This window comes from Streptomyces sp. NPDC050164 (genome assembly GCF_044459945.1).
Taxonomy (GTDB): Bacteria; Actinomycetota; Actinomycetes; order Streptomycetales; family Streptomycetaceae; genus Streptomyces; species Streptomyces coeruleorubidus_A.
Genome location: NZ_JBITJK010000029.1, coordinates 18,697 through 34,873, shown reverse-complemented (window position 1 = coordinate 34,873; position 16,177 = coordinate 18,697). Strand labels below are relative to the sequence as shown.

Annotated in this window: 14 protein-coding genes; 11 read left to right on the top strand and 3 right to left on the bottom strand. The window is 72.2% G+C overall.

Translation table 11 applies throughout. The annotated features are described in order from the left end of the window. Positions 1 to 124 precede the first annotated feature (124 nt). Positions 125 to 1,618, bottom strand: coding sequence for a helix-turn-helix domain-containing protein (locus ACIBNA_RS30735; protein WP_399168439.1), 1,494 nt, complete (start codon positions 1,616 to 1,618; stop codon positions 125 to 127). A 164-nt stretch (positions 1,619 to 1,782) separates the two neighbouring features. On the opposite strand from ACIBNA_RS30735, the gene ACIBNA_RS30730 reads away from it, so the two are divergent. The 5 genes from ACIBNA_RS30730 (at position 1,783) to ACIBNA_RS30710 (ending at position 6,958) form a co-directional block, all read left to right on the top strand. Next, on the top strand, positions 1,783 to 2,403 hold the full coding sequence (locus ACIBNA_RS30730; protein WP_399168438.1) for an L-threonylcarbamoyladenylate synthase: 621 nt from the start codon (positions 1,783 to 1,785) through the stop codon (positions 2,401 to 2,403). 145 nt (positions 2,404 to 2,548) lie between these two features. Beyond that, positions 2,549 to 3,304 (top strand): dienelactone hydrolase family protein, encoded by a 756-nt coding sequence (locus ACIBNA_RS30725; protein ID WP_399168437.1) that lies wholly within the window; start codon positions 2,549 to 2,551, stop codon positions 3,302 to 3,304. Positions 3,305 to 3,424: 120 nt separating this feature from the next. Then, positions 3,425 to 4,282: an MHYT domain-containing protein gene (locus tag ACIBNA_RS30720; RefSeq protein ID WP_399168436.1), complete on the top strand. Its 858-nt coding sequence runs from the start codon at positions 3,425 to 3,427 to the stop codon at positions 4,280 to 4,282. Between the two features lie 46 nt (positions 4,283 to 4,328). Then, a complete protein-coding gene (locus ACIBNA_RS30715) occupies positions 4,329 to 5,834 on the top strand; it encodes a metallophosphoesterase family protein (RefSeq protein WP_399168435.1) in 1,506 nt (501 codons plus the stop codon). Positions 5,835 to 5,929: 95 nt separating this feature from the next. After that, positions 5,930 to 6,958: an LLM class flavin-dependent oxidoreductase gene (locus ACIBNA_RS30710; RefSeq protein WP_399168434.1), complete on the top strand. Its 1,029-nt coding sequence runs from the start codon at positions 5,930 to 5,932 to the stop codon at positions 6,956 to 6,958. A gap of 411 nt (positions 6,959 to 7,369) precedes the next feature. Here ACIBNA_RS30710 and ACIBNA_RS30705 read toward each other — a convergent pair whose 3' ends face one another. Next, positions 7,370 to 8,344, bottom strand: a complete 975-nt coding sequence (locus ACIBNA_RS30705; RefSeq protein WP_399168433.1) for a TauD/TfdA dioxygenase family protein — start codon at positions 8,342 to 8,344, stop codon at positions 7,370 to 7,372. A gap of 188 nt (positions 8,345 to 8,532) precedes the next feature. On the opposite strand from ACIBNA_RS30705, the gene ACIBNA_RS30700 reads away from it, so the two are divergent. From ACIBNA_RS30700 to ACIBNA_RS30685, 4 genes are read left to right on the top strand one after another with little or no spacing between them, the layout of a single operon-like run. Beyond that, entirely contained in the window at positions 8,533 to 9,942 is a 1,410-nt protein-coding gene (locus tag ACIBNA_RS30700) for an extracellular solute-binding protein (RefSeq protein ID WP_399168432.1), read from the top strand. Further along, on the top strand, positions 9,939 to 10,895 hold the full coding sequence (locus ACIBNA_RS30695) for a carbohydrate ABC transporter permease (protein WP_399168431.1): 957 nt from the start codon (positions 9,939 to 9,941) through the stop codon (positions 10,893 to 10,895). The genes ACIBNA_RS30700 and ACIBNA_RS30695 overlap by 4 nt, the downstream gene beginning before the upstream one ends. A 14-nt stretch (positions 10,896 to 10,909) precedes the next feature. After that, a complete protein-coding gene (locus tag ACIBNA_RS30690) occupies positions 10,910 to 11,764 on the top strand; it encodes a carbohydrate ABC transporter permease (protein WP_399168430.1) in 855 nt (284 codons plus the stop codon). Then, positions 11,761 to 13,143: a glycoside hydrolase family 32 protein gene (locus ACIBNA_RS30685; RefSeq protein ID WP_399168429.1), complete on the top strand. Its 1,383-nt coding sequence runs from the start codon at positions 11,761 to 11,763 to the stop codon at positions 13,141 to 13,143. The genes ACIBNA_RS30690 and ACIBNA_RS30685 overlap by 4 nt, the downstream gene beginning before the upstream one ends. On the opposite strand, the gene ACIBNA_RS30680 is transcribed toward ACIBNA_RS30685, so the two are convergent. After that, positions 13,106 to 14,170 carry a LacI family DNA-binding transcriptional regulator gene (locus tag ACIBNA_RS30680; RefSeq protein WP_399168517.1) on the bottom strand — a complete coding sequence of 355 codons (1,065 nt, stop codon included), beginning with the start codon at positions 14,168 to 14,170 and terminating at the stop codon, positions 13,106 to 13,108. The two genes, ACIBNA_RS30685 and ACIBNA_RS30680, sit on opposite strands and share 38 nt — an antisense overlap. A gap of 110 nt (positions 14,171 to 14,280) precedes the next feature. Here ACIBNA_RS30680 and ACIBNA_RS30675 point away from each other — a divergent pair, with 110 nt between their 5' ends. Together ACIBNA_RS30675 and ACIBNA_RS30670 are read left to right on the top strand one after the other, a co-directional pair. Next, the gene (locus ACIBNA_RS30675) at positions 14,281 to 15,111 is read left to right on the top strand and encodes an aldo/keto reductase (RefSeq protein ID WP_399168428.1); all 831 of its coding nucleotides are present in this window, start codon (positions 14,281 to 14,283) and stop codon (positions 15,109 to 15,111) included. A gap of 38 nt (positions 15,112 to 15,149) precedes the next feature. After that, entirely contained in the window at positions 15,150 to 15,761 is a 612-nt protein-coding gene (locus tag ACIBNA_RS30670) for a DNA polymerase ligase N-terminal domain-containing protein (protein ID WP_399168427.1), read from the top strand. The last annotated feature ends 416 nt before the right edge of the window (positions 15,762 to 16,177 follow it).

Below are 16,177 nucleotides of genomic sequence, written 5' to 3'. Positions count from 1 at the left end.
GCCTTGTGAATCGCGTCGATGCCCGTTGCACGCTCAACAAGGCTCACCCGTGCACAGCTGAGTCCGGATGGCCCGGTTTCGTCCCGCCCGACCTGGCCAACCGGTTGCCACGGAGGCAAGCCGGTCAGTTGGGGCGGTGGAAAACCGGCACGTCGAGGTCACCGACGGACAGGTGGGCCAGCACGACCTCGTACAGGTCGGTGCCCGCGGCGAGGAGTTGGCGTTCCAGGACGGGTTCGGCGCTGCGGACGTGCTCGCGCACCGTCTGCGCGTGCATGCCCAGGGCCTGCGCGGCCCGTTCGGCGTTGCCGCCGGCGGCGATCCAGGTGCGCAGCGTCCGGCGCGGGTTCCTGGCGTCCGGGTCCAGCCGGCCCAGCAGGTCCTGCGCCCAGGTGCGCACGGCCGGCCCGGACAGCAGGTCGGAGAGCCGGGGGCTGGAGTTCGCGGTGTCGTCGGCGAACGGGGCGTCGGGCAGGCCGATCTGGGTGTTGAGCGCCAGGTGGACGACGGTCCGGACGGTGACGTCGGCGAAGTCGGTGCCGAGCAGGGCTTCCACGCGTTCCATGCGGGCGCGGACGGTGTTGCGGCTGACGCCGAGGACCTTGGCGGCGTTGACGGCGGTGAACTCCAGGCCGAGGCGGGTGGTGGCGAGGAGTTCGGCGCGGGTGTGGTGCGGCAGGGTGTCGAGCGGGCGCAGCACCCGGGCCGTCCAGCCGCGCAGCGCCTGCGGGTCCATGAGGCGTTCGGGGTGGGTGCGCTCGGCGTAGACGGCGGTCTTGCCGGGCCGGAAGTGGGCGACGGCGAGGGCGCTGACGGCCTGTCCGTACGCGGTGGCGATCCGGGCGAGGCTCTGCCGGACGCTGCCGCCGAGGAAGATGTCCGGGTGCCGGCCGACCAGTGACCGCAGGGCCTCGTCGGTGGTGTCGCGGGGACTGACGACGATCACGTGGCCGTCCATGGCCGGGCAGCGCACGACCAGGGCGTCCTCCCTGGTGCGGTCCAGGCACTCCTCGGCGATCCGGTCGCGGACGGCGGGGTCGGACTCGACGACGTACACGCACGCCGTGTCGGCGTCGAGCAGTCCGGGCCAGAGCCCGGCGGCGACGCGGCGGGCGGCGATGGTGTCCTCGACCATCAGCAGTTGCAGGATCGCCAGGCGCAGGTCGGACGTGGCCCGCCGGAGCCGGTGTCCGGCCGCGGTCGACTCGCGCGCGCTCAGCAGGAGCTCGATCACCTGGGCGGTGTGCGTGACGACGTCGGAGGCCCGGCGGTCGAAGGGGGTCTCGCGGGAGACGGCCAGGACGCAGGCGTGGGACGGGTGCTCCACCCGGACCAGGCGCAGATGGCGCTCCCGGCTCTCCCAGGCGGCGGAGGCGATCCGGCCGGCGGTGATGTCCGTGACGAGGTCCCCGTCCAGCGGGAACCGGGTTCCGGCCATGAGGTTCCCGGCGGCGTCCTGAAGGGCCACGGACCCGCGCACGGCATCGGCGAGCCAGCTCACGACCCTGCCCACGTCGCGCCCTGCCGGGCGCAGGTGCTCGAGCAGTTCCTCCGCCCACGCCGGACCCGGCCCGGCCTTCGTCTCCCGCTGTCGGTTCCCGTCCTCTCGGCCAGCCACCTCGGCCTTCCCCTCGCTCCTCGCACCGCCTCCGGCGCACCGGTCGGGGACGTTACCTCACACGTCCCGCGCTCTCACTCCGGGCGAACCCGCCCCGGCGCCCGCCCGCAGGCCGACACCCCACCCTGCGCCGCCGCACCCCGCGGGCGGCATAAGCTCGACGGATGGCGAAGTACTACGACGTGCACCCCGACAACCCCCAGCCCCGCACCATCGGCCAGATCGCCGACAGCATTCGTGCGGACGCTCTTGTCGCCTACCCCACGGACTCCTGTTACGCACTGGGCTGCCGCCTGGGCAGCCGTGACGGCATCGATCGGATCCGGGCGATCCGCAAGCTGGACGACCGGCACCACTTCACCCTGGTGTGCCAGGACTTTGCGCAGCTCGGCCAGTTCGTGCGGATCGACAACGACGTGTTCCGCGCGATCAAGGCCTCGACGCCCGGCAGCTACACGTTCATCCTGCCCGCGACGAAGGAGGTGCCGCGCATGCTCCAGCACCCCAAGAAGAAGACGGTCGGCGTGCGGATCCCCGACCACGTCGTCACCCAGGCCCTGCTCGCCGAGCTCGGCGAGCCCCTGCTGTCCAGCACCCTGCTGCTGCCCGGCGAGGAGGGGCCGATGACGCAGGGCTGGGAGATCAAGGACCTGCTCGACCACGTGCTGGACGGGGTGGTCGACTCCGGTGACTGCGGCACCGAGCCGACGACGGTGATCGACTTCTCCGGCGGTGAGGCCGAGATCGTGCGACACGGCGCGGGCGACACGTCACGGTTCGAGTAAAGGGCGCGCCAAGGGGCGTTCACGGTTGCACCGCGTGCGGGGGGTGGGTGAAATGCCCCGGGAAGCGGCGTGTCACGATGCCCGTGATCCGCCCGGTCACGCGGACGGGTTCCTGGCCGACACCCCCCAGAGAGGCAGCCCAGCCATGACCGCCGTACAGGGAACCGCTGTCGAGATCCCCACCGAGGACGGCACCGCCGACGCGTATCTGGCACATCCCGCCGACGGGGCCGCCCACCCGGCGGTCCTGCTCTACATGGACGCCTTCGGGCTGCGTCCCCAGCTGCGCTCCATGGCCGACCGGCTGGCCGGCGAGGGCTACACGGTGCTGGTGCCCAACGTGTTCTACCGGCACGGCCGCGCCCCGCTGTTCGATCTGCCCGAGTTCATCGACCCGGGGGCGCGGCCGGAGATATTCGAGCGCATCATGCCGGTCATGCGGGCCCTGACGCCCGAACTGGCGATGCGGGACGCCGGTGCCTATCTGCGTCGGCTGGCCGAGTCGCCCGCGGTGGCCGACGGCCCGGTCGCGCTGACCGGCTACTGCATGGGGGCGCGCCTGTCGCTGCTCACGGCCGGGACCTACCCGGAGCGGGTCGCGGCCGCGGCCGGCTTCCACGGCGGGCGGCTGGCGACGGACACGCCGGACAGCCCGCACCTGGTGGCCGGCAAGGTCACCGCGGAACTGCACTTCGGCCACGCCGACCAGGACCCCTCGCTGCCCCGGGAGCAGATCGAGCGCCTGGAGGAGACCCTGACCGCGGCGGGCGTCCGCCACCGGTGCGAGGTGTACACGGGCGCGCCCCACGGTTTCACCCAGGCCGACACCGCGGCGTACCACGAGGAGGCCGACGAGCGGCACTGGTCGGCTCTGCTCGACCTGCTGAAGCGCACATTCTGACCTCAATCGACTCCTGGTGAACAGAAGTTGACGCCCTACCGACGGTAAGGGCTTGCTTTCCCGCGATCCCTGCACGTAGACCTTGCTGAAAACCAGCCATGACTCGGGGGGAGTTGGCTCATGGACGGCACGGTCGACGGGTTCCGCTACGGTGCGGTGACCCCAGTGGCGGCCTATCTGATGGCCTGTCTGGGAGGGGCGCTGGGGCTGCGGTGCATCGTGCGCTCGCTGCTCGACACGCGGTCGTGGAAGCCCGGCTGGCTGGCGTTAGGCGCCGCCTCCATCGGGTGCGGCATCTGGACGATGCACTTCATCGCCATGATCGGCTTCCACGTGGAGGAGACCCGGGTCCGTTATGACGCGGCCACGACGGTGCTCAGTCTCGTCGTGGCCGTCGCCGTTGTGGGCATCGGCGTGTTCATCGTCGGCTACCGCGGCACGGGCCGTGGCACCCTGGCGGTCGCGGGTGTCGTCACCGGACTGGGGGTGGCGGCCATGCACTACCTGGGCATGGCCGCGATGCGGCTGCACGGCGACATCGGCTACGACCCGGTCGGCGTCGTCCTGTCCGTGTTGATCGCCATCGCCGCCGCGACCGCCGCGCTGTGGTCGGCCGTCACGATCCGCGGCTTCCTGACGAGCCTCGGGGCGAGCCTGGTGATGGGCGTGGCGGTGTCCGGGATGCACTACACGGGCATGGCCGCCGTCAGCGTCCATGTGCACGACACGACCGGCGGGACGTGGGAGGGCGACTCGCCCCTGTCCCTGCTGCTGCCGATGCTGCTGGGGCCGGGCGTCTTCCTGCTGCTGGCCGCCGTCGTGGTCATGTTCGACCCGCTGCTGGTACACGGCGAGCGCGCCGGGAACCGGACCCCCGCTCCGCACCCGGGCACCTCCGCCGGCGTCCGGGGCGCCAACTCCATTCCCGCGCCGCGCTCTTCATGGCACGACACGGACTCGCCCACCCGCGGCCGGTGAACGACCCGCCTGCGGACGGCTCGTAGATCATTGTTACGGTGCAGCGGTGTCTGACTCCTCACGCGATACCGCCGAAGGCGCCGGCTGGGGTACCGACGAACGCGGCGCGTACCAGCAGTTGATGCCTTCGAAGGCCGAGAAGATCTCCTGGCTGGACCCGAAGATGCTGTGGGCCGCCCGCAACGGCGTGCTGGCCTCCTGGTTCGGGGACCCGACCGGCCGTACCCGCGGCCGGTGGGTGGCACAGCGCGCGGCCGCCGGCGCACCGGCCGACAAGGTGATCCGGCGCGACGACCCGGACCGGTTCTCCTTCCTCGTCATCGGCGACACCGGCGAGGGTGACGACCCCCAGTACGCTGTCGTGCCCGGCTTTCTGAAGACCGGTCAGGACACCCGCTTCGCCGTGCTGGCCAGCGACGTGATCTACCCGGTGGGCAGCGCGGACGACTACGACACCAAGTTCTTCCGCCCGTACCGGGACTACCAGGCGCCGATCTACGCGATACCCGGCAACCACGACTGGTACGAGGACCTCGGCGGCTTCATGCGCGTCTTCTGCGACGACGCCCCGCCGCTGCCGCCCGAGCCCCGGCCGCGCCCCCTGACCCGGGCCTGGCTGCGGTCCCTGCTGTGGCACCGGCCGCGTCCGGACGACGGTCAACGCCTCGCCGAGGCCCGCGCGTTGCGGTCCGCTCCCGCCCAGCTGGCCGTCCAGCCGGGCCCGTACTGGGCGATCGACGCCGGACCCGTGCGGATCATAGGCATCGACACGGGCCTGCTGGGCACCCTCGACGCCGAACAGGGCGCCTGGCTGCGCGAGGTCTCCCAGGGACCCCGCCCGAAGATCCTGGTCACCGGATCGCCCCTGTACGTGGACGGCAGGCACGAGCCGTGCGCCATCGAAGGGGGCGGCACTGTCGACGACATCGTCCGCGACCCGGCGCACCACTACGTGGCGGCGATCGGCGGCGACATCCACAACTACCAGCGCTACCCGGTCCGGCTGGACGACGGACGCACCCTCCAGTACGTGGTCGCGGGCGGCGGCGGCGCGTTCATGCACGCCACCCACACCATCCCCCGCGTCAACCTCGCGAACGTGACCGAGCGGGACTTCCGCTGCTATCCACTACGCGGCGACTCCCTCGCCTTCTACAGTCGGCTCTACGGCCGCCGGCTGCGCATGCCCCGCTTCTTCACGCTCACCGAGGCGGAGGCGACGGCCGTGATCGCCGAACGCCTGGGCATCCCGCCGACCCGTGTCCCGGGCGCGGCCACCCGCGTCACCCGGCGCGTCCGGCTGGTCGCCGGGCTGCTCGGCACCGGCCGCCGGCCCGACCGGGCCAAGCGGTTCCGGCTGCCCGTGCGCAAGATCTACACGTCGCTGTTCTCGCCGAGCTCGGCGACCTACAGCCCGCCGTTCTTCAAGTGCTTCCTGCGCCTGGACGTCTCCCCGGAGGCGGTCCGGCTGCGCTGCTACGCGGCCACCGGCAACCGCGCGCAGGAACTCGCCCCACCGATCGAGGACGAGGTGACGATCCCGCTGCGCTGATCCGGTGACGCTGCCCCTGACGCAGCGGGAACAGCACGGGCCGCTACCGGGTTGACACAGCCATACACCATTGAACGTTCAACGATGGAGGGCCCGTGCCGCCGACCCCACGACCGCTGCGCAAGCTGGGCTTCCTGACCATCGGGCTGTTCGACGAGGCGGATCCGCGGCGCGGCCACGAGTCGACGCTGGAGATCATCGAGCTGGGCGAGCGGCTCGGCTTCGACAGCGCGTGGGTACGCCACCGCCATCTCCAATACGGCATCTCCTCCCCCGTCGCCGTCCTGTCCGCGGCCTCGCAGCGCACCCGCCGCATCGAACTCGGCACCGCTGTCATTCCGCTCGGCTGGGAGAACCCGCTGCGCCTGGCCGAGGACCTGGCCACCGTCGACCTGCTGTCCGGGGGCCGGCTCAACCCGGGCGTCAGCGTGGGCCCGCCGATGCACTTCGACCAGGTCGAGGGCGCGCTCTACCCGGACACGGCCGATGCCGAGGACTTCGGCCACGGGCGGGTGGAGCGGCTGCTGGACTTCGTGCGGGGCAAGCCGGCGACGGACTTCAGCGGGACGGAAGGGTTCGAGACCTTCTCCGACCGGGTGCAACCCCACTCCCCCGGGCTGGGCCGCCGCATGTGGTACGGCGGCGGCAGCCTGCGGTCGGCCCGGTGGGCCGGCGAGCACGGCTTGAACCTCCTCACCAGCAGCGTCGTGAAGGCCGAAGACCCCGACGGGCCCCACGACTTCGCGCAGATCCAGCTCTCCCACATCCGGGCTTTCCGGGCCGCCCACCCCGACGGCGATGCCGCCCGCGTCTCGCAGGGCCTCGTCGTCATCCCCACGGACTCCGCCTCACCCGAGCAGCGCGCCCGCTACGAGAAGTACGCCGCCGAGCGCACTCCCCGTACAGCCACACCACAGGGCCCGGCCCGGCTGCTGTTCGCGCCGGACCTGGTGGGCACCTCGGAGGAGATCGCCGAGCGGCTGCACGCGCACGCCGCGTTCCGGGAGGTGGACGAGGCCGCGTTCGCGCTGCCGTTCACCTTCGAGCACGAGGACTACGTCCAGATCCTCACCGACATGGCGACCAGGCTCGGCCCCGCGCTGGGGTGGCGACCGGGCGCGTAGTCCTCCGGCGGAGCAGGTCGCCGGAGGCGGGGCGTCTCCGGCAGACCGGGTTGCCCGGAAGGCGGCGCATCCCCGACGCACCGGGTCGCCCGCGAGGCGGCGCGCCCCCAACCGGACCAGGTCCCCCCTAGAGACGGCGCGCCGGAGACCGCCGACGCCGACCGGATCACCCCGCACACGCCGACGCGCGGAAGGGGACATGTCGGGGGGTGTCCGCCCGCAGCGATTGGCGCGTCAACGGACAGCCAGTCGGCGTCCGACCCCCTCGCGCCGTTCCGAGGAGGGACACTCCCCGACACGGCCCCGACCCACCACCACAGCGCAGGCGCAGGCCCGCACATCCCGGCGGCGGCGCACCGGGGTCACCCCGCAGACGGCGCACCCCCGGCCGGCCCGCCGGTCCGGCGCGGGTCACCAGCGCCCGGGTGCCGTCCCGGTGATCGGCTCCGACGCCTTGCCGTCCACCCCGGCGGGCACATCCCCGGCCAGCATCACCCGGTGCATGATCCGCGGGTGGTCGAGGTGCGCAGTGTCGCCGGGAGCCAGGTGCATCGTCGCGCGGTTGTCCCAGAACGCCACGCTGCCCGGCTCCCAGCGGAACCGGACCGTGTACTCGGGCCGGACCGCCTGCTCCAGCAGCATCTCAAGGATCGCGCTGCTCTCGGGCCGGGAGAGGCCGGCGATCTGCTCGACGTAGTAGCCGTTGACGTACAGGATCCGCTCCCCCGTCTCCGGGTGGACGCGCACCAGCGGATGCAGGGTGGCGACCTGACGGTCCAGCAGGTGACGGACGTACGCGTCGTCGCCGGGCCGGGGCTGGTAGCCGACGCCGAGCCGGTGCTCGGCCCGCAGCCCGTCGGCGAACTCCCGCAGCGGCGCGGAGAGTCCGGCGTACGCCGCGGCGAGGTTCGACCAGGTGGTGTCACCGCCGTAGGGCGGCACGGTCTCGGCGCGCAGGATCGTCGCGGCGGGCGGGTCGACGCGGGCGCCGTGGTCGCAGTGCCAGCCGCGCAGCAGGGTGTGGCGGCGGCGCCGCAGCCACTCGTCGTGCTCCATCCCGAACCGCCCGCCCAACTCCAGCCGGTCGGCGGTCGTCTCGATCTCGGGGAAGTCCGGCGGCGAGGCCTTCCCCCGCCGCGGCAGCACGACCGGTTCCCCGAACCGCCGCGCGAACGCCACATGCCCGGCATGGTCCAGTCGCTGTCCCCGGAAGAACACCACCTTCCACCGCAGCACCGCGGCCCTGATCGCGGCGACCACGGCGTCGTCGAGGTCCGCGGTCAGATCGACCCCGCCGATCTCGGCGCCGATGTGCCCGGCGACCGGCTGCACCTCCACCCCGGCGTCCCGCACCGCCTCGTCCGTCATCGGGCTGTCCGTCGTCATGCGCACTCCGCTGGTCGTGGGCGTGGTCGAGCCTTCCGGAAGAGCGTGACAGCGATCCCCGCCCGGGGCGACACCGGTCGCAGGACCTAACTCGTTAAAGGCCAAGCAGTCACGCGTCTTGACAGGCCTGTGCGGCGCTCACATCATCTGGGGCATCAGTCCACTACTAACACGAGTTAGGCCTCACAATGACCGACTCGCACCTCACCCGCCGCACGCTGTTGCGGTACGGCGCCTACGGCGCGGGGGCCGCCGCCCTGGGCGGCACCGCCGCGAGCTGGGACCGGCTCAGCGGAGCCGACATCCCCGGCCGTGACGACGGCTCCCTCGTCGTCGCCACCCTGGGCCCCGCCTACGGCCCGGAGGCCATCCGCACGCTGCGCGAGGGCTTCCGCGAGCTGCACCCCGACATCAAGCTCCAGATCAACGCCGTGCAGGCCGTGGACTGGTCGGACTTCTTCGCGAAGATCCTCACGCAGGTGGCCGCGGGTACCGCCCCGGACCTGGTGTACGTGGCCACCGAGGGCGTGCAGTTGTTCGCGCAGCGGCTCGGCGTGGCCCTTGACAAGTGGGTGAAGCGGGACGCGGCCGAGCTGAAGGAGTACTTCGCCGACGTCCACCCGTCGCTGGTGGAGTCGATGATGTACGAGGGCAGCCTCTTCCAGCTGCCGGTGGAGTTCAACGCGGCCGACATGTACCTCAACCGCCAGGTGCTGCGGCGGGCCGGGGCACAGTACCCGCCGGCCGACTGGACCCGCGACGACTTCACGACGCTGCTGCGGGACATGAAGAAGGCCAGCGGCTCGCGCTTCACGCCCTACTTCTGGACCAACCGGCTGTGGGGCGGTGTGGTGCCCTGGCTGTTCGCGAACGGCACCAATCTGCTCGCGGAGGCCAAGGCGCCCGGCGGCGAGTGGCTGTGGGACTCCTTCTACCCGGCCGACCAGCGCAGGGGCCGCGGAGGCGGCTTCCGGTGGACGACGCCGCAGGCCACGCACGACCGGGTGGAGGAGGTCTACGACTATCTCGCCTCCCTCGTCCGGGACGGCCTGTGCACCCGCCCCGAGGGCGGCAACGGCCAGAACCTCATCGGCGTGTTCTCCACCGGCCGGGTCGGTGTCACCCCGGCGGGCGGCTTCTGGGCGGGCGGCCTGCACCTGGCGGGGATGCGGCGGGACGGGTTCGACGTGCAGTACTTCCCGCGCTGGCGCGCCCAGCGCATGCAGTACGGCGCTGCGGGCTACGCGCTGCTGCGCACCTCGAAGAGGCAGGAAGAGGCCTGGGAGTTCATCAAGTACGCGGCCCGCAAGGACACCCTGACGCGGCTGTTCACGACGAACCAGACCACCCCGGCCCGCCGCTCGATGCTGACCGCGGACCGCTACGAGGAGACCGGCCCGGCGCACTGGCCGGTCTTCTACGACACCCTCGACCGGTTCCCCGACACGGGACCGATCCCGGCGCCGCCGCAGGTCGCCGAGGTCGAGCAGCTGCTGCTCAAGCACACCGGCACGGCCCTGGCCTCCCCGCGCTCGGTGCGTCCCGCGCTGCGTCGGCTGCAGGGCGACCTGGAGAAGGCCATGGAGCGTGACGTATGACGAACACCCAGATACCGCCCGCGCGAGCCGAACGGCCGAAGGCCCCGCCCGCCAAGGACGCACCCCGTCCCTCGGCCCGCGACCGCGGCACCCGGCTGCTGGCCACGCTGTTCCTGGCCCCGACGATCGTCGGCATCGTCGTCTTCACGGTCGTCCCCATCGTCGGCTCGGTGGTGCTGAGCCTCTTCCACTGGAACGTGATCGACGAACCGCGCTTCGCCGGCGGCTCCAACTACGGCTCGGTGTTCGGCGACGAGACCGTGCTGGTGTCCTTCCGCAACACCCTCGTCTTCATGGTGTTCGCGGTGGCGCTGCAACTGCTCGTCGCGCTGGCGCTCGCGCTGACGCTGAACGGGCGGATGCCCGGGTGGCTGCGGTCGATGTTCCGCTCGGCGTTCTTCTTCCCGCTGGTGCTGTCCGCCGCGTCGATCTCGGTGGTGATGAAGTACCTGTTCAACCAGGACTTCGGGGTGATCAACTGGCTGCTCGGTTTCGTCGGGATCGCGCCGGTGCCGTGGCTGACGTCGGAGAACGCGGCGATGACGACCGTGGTCCTGGTCTACGTCTGGCAGCAGTTCGGCTTCTCGTTCCTGCTGTTCGTCGGCGGCCTGAACAACATCCCGAAGGAGATCCACGAGGCCGCCGCCCTGGACGGCGCGACCGGCCTGCGCAAGCACCTCACCGTCACGCTGCCGCTGCTGTCGCCGACGCTGCTGGTCGCCTCGGTGGTCGGCATCATCAACGCGCTCCAGGTCTTCGAGCAGCCGTACGTCCTGACCAACGGCGGTCCCGGCGACTCGACCCGCACGGTCGTGATGGTGATCTACGAGACCGCGTTCGAGCAGCTCCGCTTCGGTGAGGCGTCTGCGGTGGGTGTGCTGCTGTTCGTGCTGATCATGGCCGTCACGGCCCTCCAGTTCCGGCTCAGCCGGCGTTTCGTCCACTACCAGTGAGCCGGGTGAGTCCCTTGAGCCAAGCAACCCTGTCCTTCAGCCGTGCGCGCCACGGGCTGGCGCCGTGGGCGCGGATCGCCGGGCTGACGGTGTGCGCCCTGCTCACCCTCGGCCCGGTGGTGTGGACGGTGTCCACCTCGCTGCGCACGCCCGCCGAGGCGTTCAACCTGCCGCCGCAGCTCATCCCGTCCGACCCGTCGACCGAGGCGTACCGGGGGGTGTTCGACCAGATCGACGTGTGGCTGCTCGCCCTCAACTCCACGCTGGTCACGGGTCTCATCGCGGTCGGCCAGATGATCACGGCGGGGCTGGCCGGATACGCCTTCGCCCGCCTGGAGTTCCGCTTCAAGAAACCGCTGTTCGCCCTTGTCCTGGCGACGATGATGGTGCCACTGCAGGTCACGATCGTGCCGGTGTTCCTGGTCCTGAAGTCGATGAGCCTGACCGACACCCTGCTCGGGCTGATCATCCCGGCCTTCCCGACGGCGTTCGGCACGTTCCTGATGCGGCAGTACTTCCTGGGCATGCCCAAGGATCTGGGCGAGGCGGCGATGCTGGACGGTGCCGGGCCCTGGCGGACGTTTAGGTCGGTGTACGCCCCGCTGGCCGCGCCGGGCCTCGCGATCGTCGGCGTCCTGGCCTTCAACTACCACTGGAACGAGTTCTTCCGGCCGCTGATCCTCGAAACGTCGGGCCAGAACTACACGTTGCCGCTGGGGCTGGTCTCCCTCCAGGGCAACCTCGGCACCGGCTCCATCTCCGTGGTGCTCGCCGGTGTCGTCCTGTCCATGATCCCCGCCGTCGCCGTGTTCGTCGTCGGCCAGCGCCCTCTGCGTGAGGGCATCACGTCCGCAGGAGTCAACCGTTGAGCCTCGCCGCTCCCCCGCAGGACCCGCACGCCCCGCGCTTCAGGGTCCGCCCGCCCGCCAACTGGATGAACGACCCCAACGGCCCCTTCCGCTGGCGCGGCCGCTACCACCTCTTCTACCAGCACAACCCCGACGCCCCGGTGCACGCGAACGTCCACTGGGGCCACGCCTCCAGCGCCGACCTCGCCCACTGGGAGCACCACCCGATCGCCCTCACCCCGGCCCCGGGCGGCCCGGACGAGGCGGGCTGCTGGTCCGGGTGCGTGGTCGACGACGGGGGCGTGCCGACGGCCGTCTACACCGGGGTCGACCGTGACCACAGCGGGCTCGGCATGATCTGCCTGGCCCGGGCGGCGGATCCGGACGACCCCGCGCTGACCGACTGGACTGCCCTGCCGACGCCGGTGGTGACGGGTCCGCCCGAGGGCCTGGACGTGGTGATGTTCCGCGACCCGTTCGTCTTCCGGCACGACGGACGGCGGTGGGCCCTGGTCGGCGCGGGGCACGCCGACGGTACGCCGTCGGTCCTGCTGTACGACTGCGACGACCTGACCGACTGGCGCTTCGCGGGTGTGCTCCTGGACGGCCGCGACCCGGCCGCCGCGGCGGCGTTCGGCGACCGGGCGACCGGCTGGGAGTGCCCGCAGCTGTACGCGACGCGGGGCGGCGAGTGGGTGCTGGTGGTGTCCCTGTGGGACGGCCATCCGTGGACCACCGGCTATCTGACGGGGCGTCTGGACACGGACCTGCGCTTCTCCGCCCGGGCGGGCGGGCTGCTCGACCACGGCCGCGACTTCTACGCGCCCGCCGTGCTCCAGGAGCCGGACCGGGCCCTGATGTGGGGCTGGTCATGGGAGGCCCGTGAGCAGGGCGAGGCCGACTGGGCCGGCGTCCTGACCGCACCCCGGGTCGTCGACGTCCATCCGGACGGGGCGCTGCGGGTGGCGCCGGCCCCGGAGCTGCACCGTCTGCACGCCGCCGAGCCGTTCGTCATCGCACCGGGCCGGGCCGCGCTGCCGACGGCCTACGACCTGACGGTCGGCGCCCGTGGTCACGCCACGGTGAGTCTGCTGCGGTCGTCCTCGGGCGCCGAGCTGACGGTCCGGCTGGACCCGGACGGGGGCACCGTGACACTCGACCGGGCCGGCTGGCCGCGGGGGGAGGCCGAGACGCCGGCGCCGGTCGTGGTACGGGTGCCGCCCGAGGAGGAGCTCACGGTGCGTGTCCTCGCCGACGGCTCGCTGTACGAGCTGTTCGTCGGCGACCGGGCCGTGGTCACCGAGCGCGTCTACCACCGGCCCGACGACATACGGGAGTTGAGGGTGTCGTCCGGCGCGGCTGTCACCGCATGGGAGCTGGTCCCACCGACGCGCGGCTGATCACCGGGCAGGCCAGGCGCCGCACCGTGGCGGGCGGGGTCCGGCCGGTGGCGATGGAGTCGAGGAGGAGCCGGGTGGCGGCCTCGCCCATCGCCCGGTGGGGCAGCGCGACGGTGGTCAGGGGCGGCGCGAGGTACGCGGCCATGTGCTCCTGGTCGTCATAGCCCACCACCGACAGGTCGCCGGGGACGGTGATCCCGAGCCGGGTCGCGACGTGCAGGACGCCCGCCGCGACCCGGTCGTTGTAGGCGAAGATCCCGGTGGGCCGGCGGTCGGCCGGGGTGCCGTCGAGGAGGCGGACGGCACCCTCGTAGCCGCCGGAGATCTCTCCTCCGGTCCGTACGACCCAGTCCCTGGGCACGGTGATGCCCTCGGCGCGCAGCGCGTCGCGGAAACCGCGCAGCCGCTCCACGGAGGCGATGTCGTTCTGCCCGCCGACGAGCGCGACCCGCCGGTGTCCCTGCTCCAGCAGCAGCCGGGCCGCCGTACGGCCGCCGGCGCGCTCGGCGGGGATGACGGCGGGCAGCGAGCCGTCCTCGGGCAGGCAGTTGGCCAGCACGGAGTGGGTGCGGTGCAGTCCCTCGGGGACCCGGACGCGGCGCAGGGACATGGCCGCGTAGATGATGCCGTCGACGCGCCGGTCGAGGAGTTCGGCGACCGCCGCGTCCTCCTTGGCCCGGTCGCCGCCGGAGTCGACGGTGAGGACCAGGTGCTCGCCGGCCCAGGCGGTGTCCATGGCGCCGCGCAGCAGCCGCCCGGCGAACGGCGAGGAGGCGATCTCGTCGGTGACCAGCCCGATCACGGCCGTACGGCTGCGGCGCAGACCGCGGGCGACGGGGTCGGGCCGGTAGCCGAGCTGCACCGCGGCCTGCCGGATGCGCTCCTGGGTGGCGGGCGAGAGGTTGCCCTCGGCACGGCCGTTGAACACGAAGGACACCGCGGTGTGCGACACGCCGGCGAGCCGGGCGACGTCCCGCGAGGTGGCACGCCCCGATCCGGTCGTCTGTTTTCCCTCGGCGCTGCCCATGCCGTCCGCCGTCCTCATCCCCCACCTGTCCGATTGATCATTGCTCACCCTATCCGTGACGCTGGAGGGACGACACAGCCAGACGACACAGTCAACGGGAAGGTCCGACGGTGATCAGCATCCCGACGCACACGCTCAACGACGGTACGGCGCTCCCCGCCCTCGGTCTGGGCACCTGGCCGCTCGGCGACGACGAGGCGCAGCAGGCGGTGCTCTCGGCCCTGGAGGCGGGCTACCGCCTGATCGACACGGCGACGAACTACCGCAACGAGACAGGGGTCGGCCGGGCCGTGGCCTCCGGTGTGGTGCCGCGCGAGGAGATCGTCGTGACGACGAAGCTCCCGGGCCGGCACCACGGCTACGAGGAGACGCTCGCCTCCTTCGAGGAGTCCCGGACCCGCCTCGGCCTGGAGTACGTGGACCTGTACCTGATCCACTGGCCGCTGCCGCGCGTGGACCGGTACGTCGACGCGTGGAAGGCCATGATCAAGCTGCGCGAGGAGGGGCTCGTCCGGTCGATCGGCGTCTCGAACTTCACGGCCGGGCACATCGAGCGGCTGGAGAAGGAGACCGGGGTGCTGCCTTCCGTCAACCAGATCGAGCTGCACCCCTTCCTGCCGCAGGACGACCTGCGCGCCTTCCACACCGCCAAGAACATCCTCACCGAGAGCTGGAGCCCGCTGGGCCGGGGCACGTCCCTGCTTCGGGACCCCGCCGTGGCGCGGATCGCCCAGGCGCACGGGGTGACGGCCGGACAGGTCGTGCTGCGCTGGCACACGCAGCTCGGCGCGGTGCCCATCCCGAAGTCGGCGAACCCCGAGCGGCAGCGCGAGAACCTCGACGTCTTCGGCTTCGAGCTGAGCGAGGACGAGATGACCGCCGTCGCGGACCGGACGCACCGGCGCGTCGGCGGGGACCCCGAGGTGCACGAGGAGTTCTGACGGGTACCCGGGGCCCGCGAGTCAGGAAGGAGTCGCAGGTGGCTGAGCGGGACAGGCTGCGGGACTACCGCGGCAAGCGCGACTTCACCCGGACCGGCGAACCCCGGGGCAGCGGGGAGTCCGCCGGGGACCAGCCCCGGTTCGTGGTGCAGATCCATGACGCGAGCACGATGCACTTCGACTTCCGGTTGCAGGTGGACGACGTCTTGAAGTCCTGGTCGATCCCCAAGGGTCCCTCGGCGGACCCGAAGGACAAGCGGCTGGCGGTGCCCACGGAGGACCATCCGCTGGAGTACGAGGAGTTCGAGGGCGTGATCCCCCGCGGCGAGTACGGCGGCGGCACGGTGATCGTCTGGGACCACGGCACGTACGAGCCGCTGAGCCACGACCGCAAGGGACGGCCGGTGGACTTCGCCGAGTCGCTGGAGCGGGGGCACGCCACGTTCCGGCTGAGCGGGGCGAAACTGCGCGGCGAGTACGCCCTGACCCGGTTCCGCGACGGTCGGGGCGGTGACGGTGAGGAGGCCTGGCTGCTGGTGAAGCGGGCCGGAGGCGCCCGTACGCACGGGGCTCCCGATCCGCGCCGGGCGCGTTCGGCCGTGTCCGGGCGGACCCTCGCACAGGTCGCCTCGGACGCGGCCGCGGAGTGAACGGTGACGGTGGCGGCAGCCTGCCTGGCACGGGGGATGCAGCGACCGACCTGCGCGGTGTGGGTGTTCCCGATGAGGCGACCCGCTGAGAGACCCGAGGCGGGGAGGCTGCTGGGGCGCCGGCGCGAGCAGGGCCGCTTGCGTGAAGCACTCGTCCGGTTGCCGGCGCGTGCCGCGAGGCGGCCGGCCCGGGAGCGGCGTCCCGTACGGACCGCTCAGGGCCGCGCTCGGCGGTCACTGGCCGGGAACGGCAGGGGCCGGGGCCGACGTACCGGCGGCGGTGAGAGAGGCGTTCGAGCGCCTGGCGCGGCAGCGCCCACTGTGGTCTTCCTCGACGACTTGCACTGGGCGCACGCCGCGACGCTGATCGTCCTGCGCGGCTGGGTGGTGCCTTCGGCCGGGCTTCCCTTCCTGGT

Coding starts and splice junctions, on each gene's coding strand:
- ACIBNA_RS30730 (WP_399168438.1), top strand. CDS start 1,783: ATGGCGAAGTACTACGACGTGCACCCCGACAACCCCCAGCCCCGCACC.
- ACIBNA_RS30695 (WP_399168431.1), top strand. CDS start 9,939: ATGACGAACACCCAGATACCGCCCGCGCGAGCCGAACGGCCGAAGGCC.
- ACIBNA_RS30725 (WP_399168437.1), top strand. CDS start 2,549: ATGACCGCCGTACAGGGAACCGCTGTCGAGATCCCCACCGAGGACGGC.
- ACIBNA_RS30705 (WP_399168433.1), bottom strand. CDS start 8,344: ATGACGACGGACAGCCCGATGACGGACGAGGCGGTGCGGGACGCCGGG.
- ACIBNA_RS30680 (WP_399168517.1), bottom strand. CDS start 14,170: ATGGGCAGCGCCGAGGGAAAACAGACGACCGGATCGGGGCGTGCCACC.
- ACIBNA_RS30720 (WP_399168436.1), top strand. CDS start 3,425: ATGGACGGCACGGTCGACGGGTTCCGCTACGGTGCGGTGACCCCAGTG.
- ACIBNA_RS30700 (WP_399168432.1), top strand. CDS start 8,533: ATGACCGACTCGCACCTCACCCGCCGCACGCTGTTGCGGTACGGCGCC.